Origin of the sequence: Arachnia propionica (genome assembly GCF_037055325.1) — a bacterium.
Taxonomy (GTDB): Bacteria; Actinomycetota; Actinomycetes; order Propionibacteriales; family Propionibacteriaceae; genus Arachnia.
Map to the genome: position 1 here is coordinate 1,213,742 of NZ_CP146373.1, position 15,387 is coordinate 1,229,128.

Sequence of the window (15,387 nt, forward strand, 5' to 3'; positions counted from 1 at the left end):
GCGGCGAGCGCACCCGTCGCGACCGGAGATTCCCGACTCCCTACGCCGGTGCTAACCGGTTCAGGTTCGAGGGTCTGCGGTTACCCGCACTCTCAGCGCAGCTGCGCTCCCCTGTCGTATCGAAACGAACTCTAGTTGCTGCGCTTCACCGGCGCATCTCGACCACGCCCTCCCGATTGGACGGAACCTCCTATTACGATGGCCCGGTGACGAGAAGGCTGATGACCTGGATGCTGCTGCTGGCGGCCATCGCCGTCGGCATCGTCGCCACCCCTTCCCGGGCTAACGAGCCCGTCGACGTGAGCATCGAGTCCCTCACCCCTCAAATGTTGGACCGTTCGCAACCGGACCAGCTCATCACCATCACCGGGATGGTGCGCAACACCACTGATCAGGTCGTCGAAAATGCCAGCGTTCACTTCTGGCACTCGACCAAGCCGATCACGGAACACGCCGAGCTCGAACAAGTTCTCACCCCCGGCGCGACGCAACCCCAGGGGAGCCGGGTCACGAATTCCAAGGAGAACTACCAGGATCTCGGCGAGCTGTCCCCGGGGGCCTCCGTGAAGTTCACGGTGAGCGCGACCACGAAGGATCTGGCCCTGTCCTCGAAGACGGATGCCGTCTACCTTTTCGGGGCGCTGGTCCGCTCCAACTCGTCCACTCAGGGCCCCATGAACGTGGGACGTGGCAGGGCGTTCGCCGTCGCCACAAAGAAGCCTTTGCAGGTCTCGACCATCGTGAAGCTCACCGCCCGCCCCACCCTGCTCGACAACACCGATTTCCAAGACAACTCCCTCGAATCCCGGCTCGTGGGAGAACTGTCCAAGCTGTTGGAGGCGGCTGAAAAACCCGAAACCTACACGCTGCTGGACCCTTCCCTGCTCGTCGAGGCCCAGGTATTGGCCGGGGAACACACCGTCGCTGGCCAGGCCGCTGCGCCGAGCGAGACCGCCAGCAATTTCGTAAGCCGCATCAAGAGTTTGATCAGTACAGGTCGAGTAATGCGGCTGCCATTCGGAAACCCCAACCTAGCGCGTCTGCACGCTGCCGGGGACCTGTCCGGTTTCGAGGCCGCATTGGGATGGTCCGAGACCGCTTTACAGGCATCGGGGCTTGAACAGACCATCAGCAACGCACCCCTCGTCGCCGACCTGAATGAGAACGACTCCCAGGACCTGGCGTTGACGCTGGCCCTCCACGGCTTCCAGAAGGTTTTCGGAAACAACTTCATATCCAGCGGCGAGATAAGCACCACGAACCACGACCTCAAGGCTCACGCCCTACGCATCTCCCCCATGGACCTGCCTGGGATAAGTCCTGGAAACACCTTCACGGGCGCACAGATCTCAGGACGTCGCCTGGCCGAGGGACTGCTGGGAGGAAACCCGACGATCCACATGATCCGAGAGGCCAAGGACATCACTCGTGCAGAGCTCCTGGCAGGCTCCGAAACCCCCGCCCCTCTCCCTGAACCCAGCGGCCAGGCCCGCTACGAAGTACCAAAGGAGCAGACCACATCGTGGCCCAAGCTGCGTTCCCAGGTGCAGGGCATCTTTGACTCCACCCAGCTTCTGGAAGAGTTGACAGGAACCGACCGCACGGCCCTGAACGCAACCATTGCTGCTCGGGCCTTCAACAGCGCTTTCCAATCCGAGCAGGAGGCGATGGATTTCGTCAGCGCAACCCCGAGCGAGAAACTGGCCCCGTCCGCTATCCGATTGAGCGCCGCCAGCCAGTTCGTGATGGGATCCGAGACCAACAACTTCCCTGTCACGATCAGCAATCCGCTCCCCATCACAGTGAAAGTGCGAGTGCAGTTCGTCAGCGACTCCCCCAACCGGATCCGGGTCGCCCCCTCCGACCTGGTGACCCTGGGACCTGGCGAGCACCGAACGGTGAGCATCTCCCCGTCCACCACATCCAACGGTGTAGTGACGGTGCGGGCCCAACTCACGACGGAGCAGGGAACGGCATTCGGTTCAGTGGTGCCGGTGGAGATCACGGCCACCGGCCTTGGGCGAGTCGGCTGGATCATCATCGTCATCTCGGGTGCAGTAGTGGGCGGAGGCACATTCCTGCGTATCAGGGCAGTGCAGAGGGAACGAGCCAGGGAGAGTCGTGAGCAGTAGTGCCGGTAGCGGTGTGAGCAACACCCGCAAATTGCTTTCCGCGAGCGCCCTGATGGCCGCCGGGACGCTCGTTTCCCGGGGTCTCGGAATCCTGAGGACGATGCTGGTGGCCTTCATCCTCGGCAACGGCACCCGACAGGCCGACATCCTGTCGTTGGCGAGCACGATCTCCAATGGCATGTACATCCTGTTCGTGGGTGGCGCGGTCAACACTGTTCTGGTACCGCAGATCGTGCGCGCCATCCGTCATGACGAGGACGGCGGCGAAGCGTTCACGAACCGGATCATGACCGCTTTCATGTTGGCCATCAGCGTGGTAACGGTGGTCCTGACCCTCCTGGCCCCTCTGATCACGTTCCTCTACTCGTCGGATGCCTACCGCACCCCAGACCTCGAGTCCCAGTACGCCTCGATGGTGGCGCTGACCTACTGTACCCTGCCTCAGATTTTCTTCTACGGCGCCTACACGATGCTGGGGCAAATCCTCAATGCGCGCGACCAGTTCGGTCCCATGATGTGGGCGCCAATCGCCAACAACGTCATCTCGATCCTCGTGCTGGGTTTCTACCTGGTGATCTGGGGCGCCGGAGGGGACCATTCGGGTGCGTTCACCACGGAGCAGATACTGTTGCTAGGTATCGGCTCCACACTGGGGATCGCGGCCCAGGCCCTCGTGCTGATCCCGTTCGTGAAAAAAATCGGCTTCCGGTTCAGGCCACGTTTCGACCTTCGGGGAGCAGGGCTGGGCAAGACCTTCCAACTGGCCAAGTGGACCTTGGGTTTCGTGCTCATCAACCAGGCCGTGCTGATGCTGGTCAACCGTCTGGCCACCTCCGCGACGGCCGCCGGATCTGGTGGAGGCTCCAACGTCTACGGAAACGCCAGCCTGATCTGGATGATGCCGCATTCCCTGATCACAGTCTCCTTGGCAACCGCAATGTTGCCCAACGCATCCCGGCTGGCCGCCGAGGGGGACCTCGAGGGCGTCGCGGCCGAGGCTCGCAAAACAATGCGACTGTCGCTGGTGGCGCTGGTGCCCGCCTCGATGGTTTTCCTGGCACTCTCCGACCCCATGGCCATCCTGTTGTTCGGCCATGGCCAGGGCAGCCGCGACGCCAACCTGATCGCCTGGGCTCTTGGGGCCTTCGCCCTGGGCACGGTTCCGTTCACCGTGCAGTTCATCTGCCTTCGTACCTTCTACGCCCTGGAGGACACCCGCACCCCGTTCCGGCTGCAGCTCGTGATAGGAGGCGTGAACGCAGTAGGCGCCCTGCTGCTAGTCCATCTGATCAATGATCCCTCGTGGACAGCGGCGGCACTCGCAGGAGCCTATTCGTTGGCCTACCTGGTGGGGGTCCAGCTCAGCTGGCGCCAACTCAAGCGGAAAATACCCCACCTGAACGGTCGGGATCTCATGATGCACGTCGCCCGCTTGGGTATCGGCGCAGGCAGCGGCGCCCTAGTAGCGTGGTTCCTATCCAACCTGATCCTGGATGCACTCCCCGGCGGAATTCTCGGCCCCCTGCTGGCGCTGTGTCTGGGAGGCGGCATCATCGGGGCCGGTTTCCTGGTGGTGGGCAAGGCGCTGAAAGTCCGGGAGCTCGCGAGCCTCGGCGACATGATCCGTTCCCGGCTCGGACGGGGCACGCCCTCCGCTCCCACTGAGGACGAGAAACCGCAGAAAGAACCGTCCCTGCCACACATCCCCACCATTGGTGCGGAACCCGCCACCGCGGCCGCTCTGGTGGATGACCTTATGCCGACAGGCCTGCACACAATCATCGCCGACGGCACTTTCAACGGTTGGAACGCGGCACGCATACCGGAGGAGTCCATGGCTGCAGCTCTCGAACTACCAAGCCTGGTGGGCAAACTCACCCCGGATCCTGCAGACGTCGATCCGGATTCCACCGATGACCTCGTGGCCACCCGGATAACCCCCGCCGTGCAGAACACCCCGGCTCCCGAACCCTCGGTCTCGCCGGTCGAGACAAGCATGCAGGCGCAGATCATCGGCCCGGACGAGCCCTCCATGTTCGAGGGAGTCGACGAAATCACCTCGGGCCAGCGCTTGATGAGCACTGGCGACCTGCTCTCCACACGATTCCGCATCGAGGAACTAATCACGGTACGGGACGGCATTGAAACGTGGCGCTCCCACGACCTGGTGCTTTCCCGCGATGTCATGGCGCACATCATCCCGGAGGGCAGTCCCCACACCACCAACCTGCTGCAGGCGGCCCGCAAGGGAGCAATCGCCACCGATTCCCGTTTCCTGCGGGTGCTGGATGCCGTCAGCCTGGACAACGATCCGCGCGAGATCGGCGGCTACATCGTCTGTGAGTACGCGCATGGCAGTTCACTTGCCAACTTGCTGAAACACGGCCCACTCAGCACGCTGGAAGCAGCCTGGGTCGTCCGGGAACTGGCGGATGCCCTCACCTCGTTGCACGGACAGGGACTGTTTCACGAGCAGCTGACCCCCAACAACATCGTGATCACGACCCTCGGCGCCGTGAAACTGGCCGGTTTCGGGGTCGAGGCCGGGTTCCATCCGAACACATCCGTGAAGTGGAGCGACCGTGAGGCGGCCGATGTGCGAGGGCTCGCCAGTCTGCTGTACGCAATGCTGGTGCTGCACTGGCCGGGTGGGGACATGTTGGGTCTTCCCGCTGCCCCGCTCGTCAACGGAGAGATCGCCTTGATGAGCTCCGTGACCCCCGGTATCTCCCCCGCCTTGGATCGCATCTGTGCAGCAGCCCTGGCGGGACAGGAGTTGGCACCAGATCAGCGGATCACAACGGCCTCCCAATTGGCCTCGGAACTCGCCACGGTGCTGGGAACAGCAGATGCCTCCCCGGACCTGGAAGCCCGGGTCAGGCAGCCGCAGAACCCCATCCCGACCCACCTGCGGCCCACCCCACTGGACTCGATGCCGACACCCGTGGTTCCCGACTCCACCGCGACGCAGGTGCAGCCGGCAGTGGCCCGGCAATCCCGCCAACGGGTGGTGGAGACCAGTGCAGTGGAGGAGGTGAAATCCGCCAAGCCCACCTACGAGGGCAGGCCCCTGTTGTGGGTGGTTCTGGTGGCAGCGATCGCCACTCTCGTGATCTCCTTGATCGTGGTCGCGATCAACAGCATCGGCAGGCCCGAGGCCCCCGGGTCCAGCTCCCCCACGCCCACGGCCAGCGAGTCACAGGAGGCACCAGCCACCGGCACCGTCATCCCCGTGGCCACTGTCACCGACTTCGATCCCCGGGCCGACAATGGCAACGGGCAGGAACATCCGGACCAGGTGAACAACGCAATCGACGGCGACCCCAGCACGGGCTGGTCCACCATGCAGTACCTGGACAACCCCAAGCTGGGTGGTTTGAAACCGGGTGTCGGGCTGGTGCTCGATCTGGGAAAGCCAGTCAAGCTAGGAGAGATCGAGGTGACCTTTGCCGCGGCCGGCGAAACAGTCGAGCTGCGGGTCCCGGAAAAGGAGGCCACGGACAAAGCCCCCATGGACCGTCAGGCCCAGTGGAGGACTGTAGCCACAGCCGAGGACACCTCGGAGCAGACCGTCCTCACACCCACTGAAGAGGTCACCAGCCGCTATGTGCTGATTTACCTCACCAAACTGCCGGAGGTCTCGTCGGGACGCTACGTGGGGACCGTGAACGAGATCGTCGTCAAACAGGGGTGAGGGACGTCGTGGGCGCGGCCCCGACCGGTCCGCTACGGTTTCTCCATGACCGACGGTGACCTGGAGATCCATGTGCTGGCCGACTCAACCGGTGAGACAGCTGTGCGGTTGGCCCGAGCAGCCCGCGCCCAGTTCCCGGATGCGCACTTCGAGATCATCAGGCACCCCCGACTGGGAAAACTGGACGCCATGATGAAGGCCTTGGGCACCTTGAAGGAACGGGCAGGCCGCCCGATGGCCGTGTTCTTCACGTTGGTGAACGCCGAGATGCGGAGCCTGGTGATCAACGCCTGTGAAGATCTCGCGATCCCCTACACCGACCTGATGGGCGATGCCCTGGGCGCTCTGGAGAGAATCTCCGGTCACACCGCCGACGAGGTTCCCATGCGCCCCGTGGGTGTGGAGGCCGACTACTTCGTGCGGATCGCCGCGATGGAGTTCGCGATCCGCAACGACGACGGAGCCATACCGGCTGCGCTCCGGGAATGCGACATCTGCCTGATCGGGGCCTCACGTTCCGGCAAGACCCCGCTGTCGATCTACTTGGGATATCTGGGTTACAAGACGGTCAACATTCCTCTGATTCCCGGTATCCGACCGCCCGAAGAGCTTTTCGGTATCGACCGCTGGCGCATCGTCGGATTGACGATAGACGCCGAACGCCTGCTGCAGATCAGGTCGCGCCGTGTGCAGGGGCTGGGGGGGTTCGGCACCCACGACGGCTACGCGGACCTGGGACAGATCCTCAATGAACTGGACGAAGTAAGCGCCATTCAGCGACGGCTGGGCGCGCCCATCGTCGACACCACTGGCCTCGCCCTGGAAGAGGCCGCGGCGCGGATCATCGACATCGTCGACGAACGCGCCCGGAGGGCGGACTCCCATCTCCGCCGGCCTGCAGGACAATTGCGCATCGCCCCCTGATCGCTTCGCGACCACCGCCCCTCCAGGCAGTCCTTCGGACAGGTCCGGAGCGGCTGCGGGATGGCTCGGTCACATGCCCTCGTGGGCGTAGCTGCGAGGATCGTTGATGGGCTCGATGTGCCCGGTGACGTTCATCCGCGGAAACTCGGCGACGATCTCATCGGAGAGGTCCTCCAGGAAATCGTGACCCTGTTTGACACTCCAGTCATCCGGGACAAGCAGGTGGAAATCCATGAACTGCCGGGCCCCGGAGACCCGGGTGCGCATCTGGTGGAAGGCGATCCCGGCACCGGCCCTACGGGTGAGTATCATGCGCAGCCGTTCGTTGTCCCGCTCCGGAAGGGACGCATCCATCAGTCCCTCGGTCGATTCCTTCACCAGACCATAGCCGGTAAACAGGATGTTGATTCCCACTGCGATGGCAATCACCGGATCGAGCCAGCTCCATCCGCTCATCCACACCAGCACGATCCCCACCAACACTCCGACCGAGGTCCACACGTCGGTCATCAGGTGCTTGCCGTCAGCTGTGAGTGTGATGGAGTGGTGGCGTTTCCCGGCCCTGAGCAGCACGAGTGCCACGGCTCCGTTGAGTACGGAAGCAATCATGGAGATCATCAATCCAATCCCCAGCGATTCGATGGGCTGGGGGAAGACAAGCCGCTGGAGCGCGAACACGACGATGGAGATCGCGGCAACGAAGATCATCACGCCTTCCACGGCCGCCGAGAAGTATTCGGCCTTGGTGTGGCCGAAGTTGTGATTCGCATCTGCGGGCCTCGCAGCCACCTTCAGCACGATCAACGCCACAGCGGCGGCGACGAGGTTCACCAGGGACTCGGCTGCGTCGGCCAACAGCCCGACGGAACCGGTGACCAGCCAAGCCCCCGCTTTCAGCAGGATGGTGGCGAAGGCCGCGGCCACGGCCAACCAGCCGTAGCGACTCAGGTCCAGGGGCTCGGAGGATCGTTGAGGGTTTGGCGACACATTCTCATGCTCGGTGTCTGGCGAGACGGAATCAACCCCTGGAAGGCTCGACTTCCCTATGTCGTACCCACCAGGGGCGGATGGGGTTCGATCCAGGTGCGGGCGCCATCGGTGACCCATCGGGTGGCATGCCCGAGGTGCTCGGCCGGCAGATATCCGGCCCTCAGGTCCGCAACCGACACCGGCGACGCCCCGGTCAGGTCCGCGACCTCCGGGATCAGGTCGGTGATCACGGCTGCCAACGGCATGGCCAGGCTCTTCCGGTTGGCAACCAGCGTTGCCAGCACCTCATCATCCATCCCTCGGGTCACCACCACGAGCGGTCGGTACAAGGCGATGGGGATCATCAACTCCCGCACGCTCACCCCGGTGCCCTCGATGACGAGCACGTGCGCGTCCTCAAGGTCGACACGACCGTTTACGTCGGCGAAACCCGGGTCGGCGAGTCCGATCTCCAGCCGTTCCCCTTTCGGCTCCTTCCTGAGGAGCGACCGTTTGACGCCCGGAGCGGGTAGATCGTCGATCTCCGACTGGGTCAGGTACCCGGGAGCCTCCTCAGTCGTGTCCCGCGCGGGCTTCCCCTCCACCTGACGTCGCCGTCGCACATCTAGGTAGACAGCCAGAATCAGCAACGGTAGTCCAATGGCCAACACCCACAACAACCCGCCCAGTTCGCCCATGCCCCCAAGACTGCCATGTGGACCGGGCAGAGGCAGTGTGGCTAGACTGTGTCCGCCCCTATAGCTCAGTTGGCAGAGCAGTGGACTTTTAATCCATGGGTCGCGGGTTCGATCCCCGCTGGGGGCACGAGGAAACCAGACAGGACAGCACCGGCCCCGCGCCTACAGTTCCGATGTTCTCCGCTTTGCACAGGCCGTCACGCTCGGCGTCGCACCCCGACGATTCAGCGCGATGATGTCCCCAGGATCGGCTCGAATCTCCTGGTACGCAGCCTGAGGACACTGAACCCCCATGCCGCCAGGGAGCACAGCACCATGGTGACGACGAAATGCCCGAGCCCGTCGGACAGGCTGTTGGCGATGGGTGTGTCGAGGGCGTAACCGGTCAACTCGCGGGTAGACCACAAAGGCATAAGCCCGGCGTAGGAGCTGTCGGGGTCGACGAGCAGCTGAACGGCCATCAAGGCCAACAACGCAAGGGCTCCCTCGAGCTCCCTGACGATCACCAGGCTCACCACCGCACCCAGCGGCGCCCCGATGAGCACGGTCACGACCAGCAGCAGCAACACCGACCACACCCGGGGTAGGTCGTCCAGGGTGAGGGCGACGACCCCGAAGTAGATCACGGCCAGGCCCAGCCCGACGGTGAGCACGGCCGCCAGCCGTCCGGCGAAGAGGGACGAAGGCGAGGCACCCGCTACCACCAGTCGCCTGTCCAGGTCGCGCGCAGCAATGAAGGTGAACAGCGACAGCGTCGCCACGGCCCAGCCGATCCCGATCGACAGGAACCGGATCGCCTGCCAGTGCACATCGATGCGTACCAGGTAGAAGGCCAGCGGGAGCAGCAGGATGAACACCAGGGCCGTGATGCGCCGACTCATTTCCTGCAGACTGGTGACGAGCACGGCCCGGATCATCACACGCCCTCCCCCGGGTGAAGCTCAATGACGTGGTCGATGTCATCGAAGTCGTGCAGCATGTGCGTGATCATGAGGATCCCGGCCCCGCGGTCGCGCCAGCGCAGCAGTTGGCTGCGGAAGATCAGGTAGGAGTCCTCGTCGAATCCCTGGTAGGGCTCATCGAGCAGGATGAGATCGGGGCAATCCAGCTCGGCCAGCACCACGTTGAGTTTCTGCCGAGTGCCACCCGACAGGCGCGAGGCCACGATGTCGCGACGCGGTCGCCAGCCGAGCAGGGACGCGAGCCTGCGTCCCGTCCCCTGGGCTTTCCGGACCCCCATGCGGGTGGCGGCCCCGAAGAGACGGAAGTGTTCGTCCGGGGTCAACAGCGGGGCAACCCCGCCTAGTTGCGGGGCGTAACCGATGCGCGGGACCCGCTGGACCACACCTGCCGAAGGGCGAATCAGGCCGGCGCAGATCCCGAGCAGCGTGGACTTCCCGGAGCCGTTCGCACCCACCACGGCGGCAATCTCGCCAGCCCGCAGCTCCAGATCGATGCCGCGGAAAATCTCACGCCTCCCGTAACTCTTCGAAACGGATTGCAGCCGCAGCACGACCTCTCCCCCGCCACGGCTCGCGCCGAGCGCTCCGGTCTCGGCCACGTGAAGGGTCCTGACCAAGGTGGAGGCGTAGGCGACAGCAGGCCCGTACAGTTCCTGCGGATCGCGGCTCGCATCCCGGGCCTCCTCCGCCGCGTCGCGCGCCAGTCCGTCCGCCTCAGCGCGACCCAGACCGGCCTCGACGAGCTGTCCGACCAGCGTCCGTTCCCATTCCCCAGTCATCGATTCGACTCCTCACCGCCGGCATCCGCCGCTGCCTCGGAGACGACCCGTTCGACGGCGTCGCGGAAGCTCCGCCATTCAGCCCGGCGCCGCGACGCCTCCTCCGCTCCGAGGGGTGTCAGTTCGTAGTACTTGCGCACTGGGCCCAGCGTGCTCGGCACCCGAGTCACTCGAACGAATCCTTGTTTCTCCAGACGCAGCAGGGCCGGATAGAGCGTCCCACCGGGAATCTCCCCGAATCCCGCCTCAGCCAGTCCCGCAGCCAGCCCGCGCCCGTACTCGCGTCCCCGGGCGAGCATGCCGAGCAGACAGAGGTCGAGGAAACCGTGGATCCACTGCTGTCGGAAGCCATCGAACATGGTTGTCAACCTAACTAGCTACTGGTAGTAAGTCAACCTGACTACCGGGTTCTGCACCTCACTCCTCACACACCGGGGCGAACTGATCCAACCAGTTCAGCACCGTCCGCACAGCGAGGCCCAGGTTCCCGAGCTGGCAGTGATTGCTGGCGGATTCAGCCGGAGTGAAGATTCGGGCACTCAGGGAGCGCACCCCAGTGAGGGTGGTTATCTGATCGTGAAGGTGTTCAATCGGGACATAGTGGTCTGTGGTTCCGGCCATGAGCAGCACGTCCTGGGTCAGGCGATGGCTGTAGCGGGCGGTCTGGAATCGGAGGGTGGCGCGGATGAAATCGAAAGGATCTTCCGCTCCCATGACCAGCATCCCCTGCTGGATCCCCCAGGCAACCAAAGGATCCCTCGTAGCGATCCTGTTCATCACTGAGTTGACGGCCCGTCTGCCGATGCCCAGCGGGACCATTCGCCGGAGCAGTTCCTGCACCGGAGCAGGCGCAATCCCGGCGAGGGAGCCAAAGAGGTCGGGCAGCACGTCACAACAGATGACCCGCGCGATCCTGGGCTCGAAAGCGGCGGCCCGCACCGCCAACCCACCACCGAGTGAGAACCCGAGGACGGTCACGTCATCGAGCCCGAAGTGATCCAGGACGGCAGCTGTCGGACGTTCCCACTCGGGGATCATCGGAGCCCGACTGGTTTCCAGCACCTCCCCCTGTCCCGGTCCGTCAAAGGCGATGACCTCGAATCCCGCGCCACACAGGACCAGCATCAGGCGGGTGAATTCTTCCAGGTAACCATCGAATCCATTCATCAGCACGACAGTTCCCCGACTCCTCCCCTCGAGGAGGAACCGGAGGGCCGGAATGTCGACGCCGCCGAACGGAATCACGTGCCGGACCTCCGGGCCAATGCCGTACCAGGCGTTGGAGAGATCGCGGAACCGCTTCCACCAGGCATGCCGATGAGGGTCCGACGCGGGGGTCACGAACGCGGCACCCCGGTAGCACATGGCAGCTCGCAAGAGCTCCCCGTCCTCCTCCGCCCGCTCGGCCAGGGGAATGAGCCCGGCAACCAGAGACGTGAAATCACGAATGCCCGGCGCCGCTTTCCGGAGCTGGGTGAGCAGCACCGGGTCGCCGGAGAAGTGGTAGAGGCGGTTGAGCTGGAAATTGATGCTCGGCTCGGGGTGAATCTGCTCGAAGCCGAGCGGGAAGTCATTCACGGTCCAGGTGCGTTGCACGAGCCGCTCCCTTCTCAAACAAAAACGATTATTTTTATTTAAGGGTATGCGGGTGCGCGTCGTGCCACAAACACGACCCCGATCATGGGTCCTGTGACAAGGTGGAGACATGCCTCGTGTAACCCAGGCCTTCCGCGACCGGCAGCGAGCACGCATCTGCGTTGCGGCAGCCCGCTGCTTCGCCCGCATCGGTTTCCACGCCACATCAATGGATGACGTCATCGGCGAGACCGGCATGTCCTCCGCGACGGTGTACCGCCACTTCCCCGGCGGCAAGCAGGAGATCATCCACGAGGTGCGCGCCCTGAGGATCGGGCGGCTGGTGGAACACCTTGACCGACTGACCGAGACCACGCCCATCCCGGGAGTGGCCGAGGCGTTCACCTCGGTCCTGGGAATCCTGCACGACAGCGAGACCGGCACTGACTTCCACACCACCGCGAGGATCGCCGTGAACGCCTGGTCAGAGATGCCGCGCGACCCCGAGTTCCGCGAAGAGATACGGAACCTCTACCTCACCATCAGGACCCACCTGCTGGCCCTGGCAACCCGCTGGTCACGGGAGGGAATCGTCAGCTGCCCCCCAGATATAACCGCCGAGATCTTCCTGCGCATGACGCTAGGATTGCTCGCGGAGGAGGCCATCTTCGGCAGCGTCGACACCTCGGGAGCCGGAGACAGGCTGCAGCACGTGCTGAAGCTGCTTCCCCCCGAGAGCCCCGCCCCACCGCGATGAAACGATCTCGTGCGACGTTATCGGCCAGATGCGCCTTGCATTGGGTCGACAAGGGCTGCCCAGAGGAGGACCGGTGGGCCCTCATCGACGCCGCTCTCAGTGCGCTGGGGGAGATCTCGGTGACCGAGCCGCGGTCCCGGTCCTAGTCCTCCAGCAGGTCGTGGACCACGACCGAGAACTCTCCCCTGCCGATCGCCTCCGTCAGCGCGTCAACCTCCGGGGTCAGGACCCGGTCCTCGCCCAGCGGCGTGATCCGCGCCCGGAGCTGCTCGTGAATACGCGCCGATCCCGTCCCCAGCGGCAGTCCTCGCATTCGTTCCTCCAGCAGGTGGATGCCCTGCCCACTGATGACGAACAGGACCGCCAGGAGCTGATCGAAACGACGGCTGTTGGCCCGCAGACCGTTGACTGCGGCCATCGCCATGGTGTGGAAGTCCTCCTGGCCGCCCTTGAGGGGGAAGGACAGGGCACCGACGGGGTTCGCGAGCAGCTGGATCTCGGGGATCAGCGCAGCTGCGCTGGTGTGCAGCAGGAGCATGCCGGAATTGATCCCGGGTTCTCCTCCGCTCAGTCCGGCGGGAAGTCCGTGGCTCCAGCCGTCGTGCAGCAGCCGGGCCGCCAGGTCCTTGGTGAGCACCGCCAGCCGAGCCAGGCAGCTGTTCACCGACTGCGCCGCGTGCCCCAGAATCGTCGCATCCCAGTTGCCACCGGAGAGGAACTCGCGGCTCTCGCCCGTGTAGTCCGGGATCAGCAGCGGGTTGCAGGTCGACGAGTTCGCCTCGCGGGTGACGTCCTCCCTGGCCCGTTCCAGTTCGCGCAGGATGATGCCGATCTGGTGCGGCACCGACCGGATCGAGGTTGAATCCTGGATGCGCGGGGCAGTCTCTCCCGCACGGCGCCGGCCCTCGTTCGTCGTCCACTGGCTGTCGCCGATGAGTCGCAGGATCAGGTCGTTGGCCTGCATCTCCCAGGGCATGTGACGTTCGGCGTGGATCCGCGGGTCAAAGGCGTTTCGTTCCACCCGCGCCGCCTCGCAGAACAACGCGAACGCACCCAGGAAGGTCTCGACCTGCCGGTAGACCTCCTCGACGGCCAACGCCAGGTGGGCCGTCAGCACTGCCGACCCCGAGATCAACGCGATCGCCTCCCCCGGGGCCAGCTGGAACTCGACGTCTCGCCCCATGGCCGCCCACGCCTGCGGCGCGCACCGTTCCTCGCCGTCGTCGCCGCGCACCCTTCCCGCGACGTCCCCGGTCAGCGCCAGCCCGGCGGCCGCCATGGGTTGGAGGTCACCGGTGCCCATCGAACCGGTTCCGGGTATCACCGGGATGAGCCCCAGGTTGACGGCGTCGTTCATTCGCTCGACCAGTTCGGGACGGGCCCCGGAAGTGCCCCTGGCGAGGCAGTTCGCACGGATGATCAGGGCCAGTCGCGACACCCGGCGCGGCAACACCTCACCCAGGCCGGTGCTGTGCGAACGCAGCACGTTGACCTGGAACCGGAGTTGCTCCTCGGGTTCCAGCCGCCGGTCCTTGAACGGCCCGAGCGCCTGGTTCCAGCCGTAGACCCTCTTCCCGGGGTCCGATTCCAGGATCTCTAATCCCGCCGCCCGGGCGCTCCGCATATGGCCGCGGGAGACAGGGTCCAGCGCGACCTCCACGCGTTCGGCCTTCAGAGCCGCGGCCAGGTCACACCATGTCAGGGAGGCGCCGTTGAGGGTCAGTCGGAGCGGTTCGTTCCTAGTCCGGAACCGTTCCTCGGAGTTCTCACGCCTGTGCACGGATTCCGCCATCCGGGGTTTCCCGGCGTTCCGGAAGATATTTCAGAAACTCGATGCCCATGATCTCCTCACACTCCCCAACGGCGACACGGTCCACCGCCGACGATGACAGCGGCAGTTTCGTGGCATCCACCTTCACCAGGACCACATCACGCCCCTCGGTGGCGTCCTTCACGGCCAGCGGCAGCCCGTTGTCCTTCCGGAGGATGAAGATGGTGTCCGGGTAGGTGGCCACACGCCCGGAGGGGCCGTCGATGGCCATGTACTCGTTGAGGTAAGGGACGGTGTGTTCGCCGATCCGGAAGGTGCCGTGATCCCAGCCTCCTCTGGTGACCAGGTCGACCTCGTGGGTGAGTGGTCCTTCGTCGACGATCTCGCCGCCGAGGAGATCCACCACCGTTCCGGTGACGCGTTTCCCGGCGCGGGATCTGCCCGCCCCGGCCTCCTCCATGGCTCTGCCCAGGTCGAGGGCCAGGGAGATCACGCCCAGCGCGGCGTGTTCCTTCACCCAGCTCAGTTCAACGGGATTGCGGGCCGAAGCGATGAATCCTCCGGAGCGCACCGAGATGTCTCGCAGCACGTCGTCGCAGGTGTCGACGCGACCGATGTTGATGCTCAGGAGGTGCCCGTGGCGGGCCCGGTTGCCGCCCGAGACCACCTGGATGGTTTCGTATCCCTCTCGGGTGGTGAGCCCGAGGGACCCGAGTTTCCCGGTGGGGTGGGCACGCACATCGCCAGCCGCGTCCAGGACCTTCACGCCGAGCGCCGACGACTGGATCCAGCCGTTGAGGGTGGTGGAGTAGCCGTTCTGCCCGGTGATGACGGCGGCGATGGGGTGAGGGGACAGTTCGATCAGTTTCCGCAGCGCGTCGACGTAGTCGATGGGCCGGATCTCCCAGTCGGGGGCGGCCGGGGCGCCGATCGCGGTGACGGTTGCCACCCAGGAGTCCTCCGGCAGCTCGTCGACGCCGGCCAGCACGGGACGGTTGAGGGTGGTGGCCATCCGTCCCATCAGTTCGCCGTGGTCCTGCCAGCCCCCGCCGCCGCAGGCGAAGACCCCCCCGCCGAGAACGGCCCAGCGGGCATCGTCCATGGTCAGTTCACGCATGTCAGTTTC

The 15,387-nt window shown here is 64.8% G+C and carries 12 protein-coding genes, 1 tRNA gene and 1 riboswitch; of the genes, 5 read left to right on the top strand and 8 right to left on the bottom strand.

Annotated features, from left to right (window positions below; genetic code table 11):
* Window positions 1-20 precede the first annotated feature (20 nt).
* A riboswitch (TPP riboswitch) is annotated at window positions 21-123 on the bottom strand.
* Between the two features lie 83 nt (window positions 124-206).
* Genes V7R84_RS05630 through V7R84_RS05640 form a run of 3 tightly spaced genes read left to right on the top strand, consistent with a single transcriptional unit; the run spans window position 207 to window position 6,750 of the window.
* Window positions 207-2,132: a DUF6049 family protein gene (locus tag V7R84_RS05630; protein ID WP_338572948.1), complete on the top strand. Its 1,926-nt coding sequence runs from the start codon at window positions 207-209 to the stop codon at window positions 2,130-2,132.
* Window positions 2,122-5,826 carry a murein biosynthesis integral membrane protein MurJ gene (gene murJ, locus V7R84_RS05635; protein ID WP_338572949.1) on the top strand — a complete coding sequence of 1,235 codons (3,705 nt, stop codon included), beginning with the start codon at window positions 2,122-2,124 and terminating at the stop codon, window positions 5,824-5,826. Before V7R84_RS05630 ends, murJ begins: the two co-directional genes overlap by 11 nt.
* A 45-nt stretch (window positions 5,827-5,871) precedes the next feature.
* Window positions 5,872-6,750, top strand: coding sequence for a pyruvate, water dikinase regulatory protein (locus tag V7R84_RS05640; RefSeq protein WP_338572952.1), 879 nt, complete (start codon window positions 5,872-5,874; stop codon window positions 6,748-6,750).
* Window positions 6,751-6,819: 69 nt separating this feature from the next.
* On the opposite strand, the gene V7R84_RS05645 is transcribed toward V7R84_RS05640, so the two are convergent.
* Together V7R84_RS05645 and V7R84_RS05650 are read right to left on the bottom strand one after the other, a co-directional pair.
* Window positions 6,820-7,737, bottom strand: a complete 918-nt coding sequence (locus V7R84_RS05645; RefSeq protein ID WP_338572953.1) for a cation diffusion facilitator family transporter — start codon at window positions 7,735-7,737, stop codon at window positions 6,820-6,822.
* 56 nt (window positions 7,738-7,793) lie between these two features.
* Window positions 7,794-8,417: a hypothetical protein gene (locus tag V7R84_RS05650; protein WP_338572954.1), complete on the bottom strand. Its 624-nt coding sequence runs from the start codon at window positions 8,415-8,417 to the stop codon at window positions 7,794-7,796.
* A gap of 54 nt (window positions 8,418-8,471) precedes the next feature.
* On the opposite strand from V7R84_RS05650, the gene V7R84_RS05655 reads away from it, so the two are divergent.
* Window positions 8,472-8,544: transfer RNA gene (locus V7R84_RS05655), tRNA-Lys, on the top strand.
* Between the two features lie 97 nt (window positions 8,545-8,641).
* On the opposite strand, the gene V7R84_RS05660 is transcribed toward V7R84_RS05655, so the two are convergent.
* Genes V7R84_RS05660 through V7R84_RS05675 form a run of 4 tightly spaced genes read right to left on the bottom strand, consistent with a single transcriptional unit; the run spans window position 8,642 to window position 11,754 of the window.
* Window positions 8,642-9,334, bottom strand: coding sequence for a hypothetical protein (locus V7R84_RS05660; RefSeq protein WP_338572955.1), 693 nt, complete (start codon window positions 9,332-9,334; stop codon window positions 8,642-8,644).
* A complete protein-coding gene (locus V7R84_RS05665) occupies window positions 9,334-10,158 on the bottom strand; it encodes an ATP-binding cassette domain-containing protein (RefSeq protein WP_338572957.1) in 825 nt (274 codons plus the stop codon). Before V7R84_RS05665 ends, V7R84_RS05660 begins: the two co-directional genes overlap by 1 nt.
* The gene (locus V7R84_RS05670) at window positions 10,155-10,517 is read right to left on the bottom strand and encodes a PadR family transcriptional regulator (RefSeq protein ID WP_338572959.1); all 363 of its coding nucleotides are present in this window, start codon (window positions 10,515-10,517) and stop codon (window positions 10,155-10,157) included. Before V7R84_RS05670 ends, V7R84_RS05665 begins: the two co-directional genes overlap by 4 nt.
* 58 nt (window positions 10,518-10,575) lie before the next feature.
* Complete coding sequence (locus V7R84_RS05675) at window positions 10,576-11,754, bottom strand: alpha/beta fold hydrolase (RefSeq protein ID WP_338572961.1); 1,179 nt, start codon at window positions 11,752-11,754, stop codon at window positions 10,576-10,578.
* A gap of 109 nt (window positions 11,755-11,863) precedes the next feature.
* Between V7R84_RS05675 and V7R84_RS05680 the strand changes: the two genes are divergently transcribed.
* Window positions 11,864-12,490, top strand: a complete 627-nt coding sequence (locus V7R84_RS05680) for a TetR/AcrR family transcriptional regulator (RefSeq protein ID WP_338572963.1) — start codon at window positions 11,864-11,866, stop codon at window positions 12,488-12,490.
* Window positions 12,491-12,632: 142 nt separating this feature from the next.
* Here the strand turns inward: V7R84_RS05680 and V7R84_RS05685 are convergent, their stop codons facing one another.
* Window positions 12,633-14,270, bottom strand: a complete 1,638-nt coding sequence (locus tag V7R84_RS05685; protein ID WP_338572964.1) for an aromatic amino acid ammonia-lyase — start codon at window positions 14,268-14,270, stop codon at window positions 12,633-12,635.
* Window positions 14,257-15,378 (bottom strand): DUF917 family protein, encoded by a 1,122-nt coding sequence (locus tag V7R84_RS05690; protein WP_338572965.1) that lies wholly within the window; start codon window positions 15,376-15,378, stop codon window positions 14,257-14,259. The genes V7R84_RS05685 and V7R84_RS05690 overlap by 14 nt, the downstream gene beginning before the upstream one ends.
* Between the last annotated feature and the right edge of the window lie 9 nt (window positions 15,379-15,387).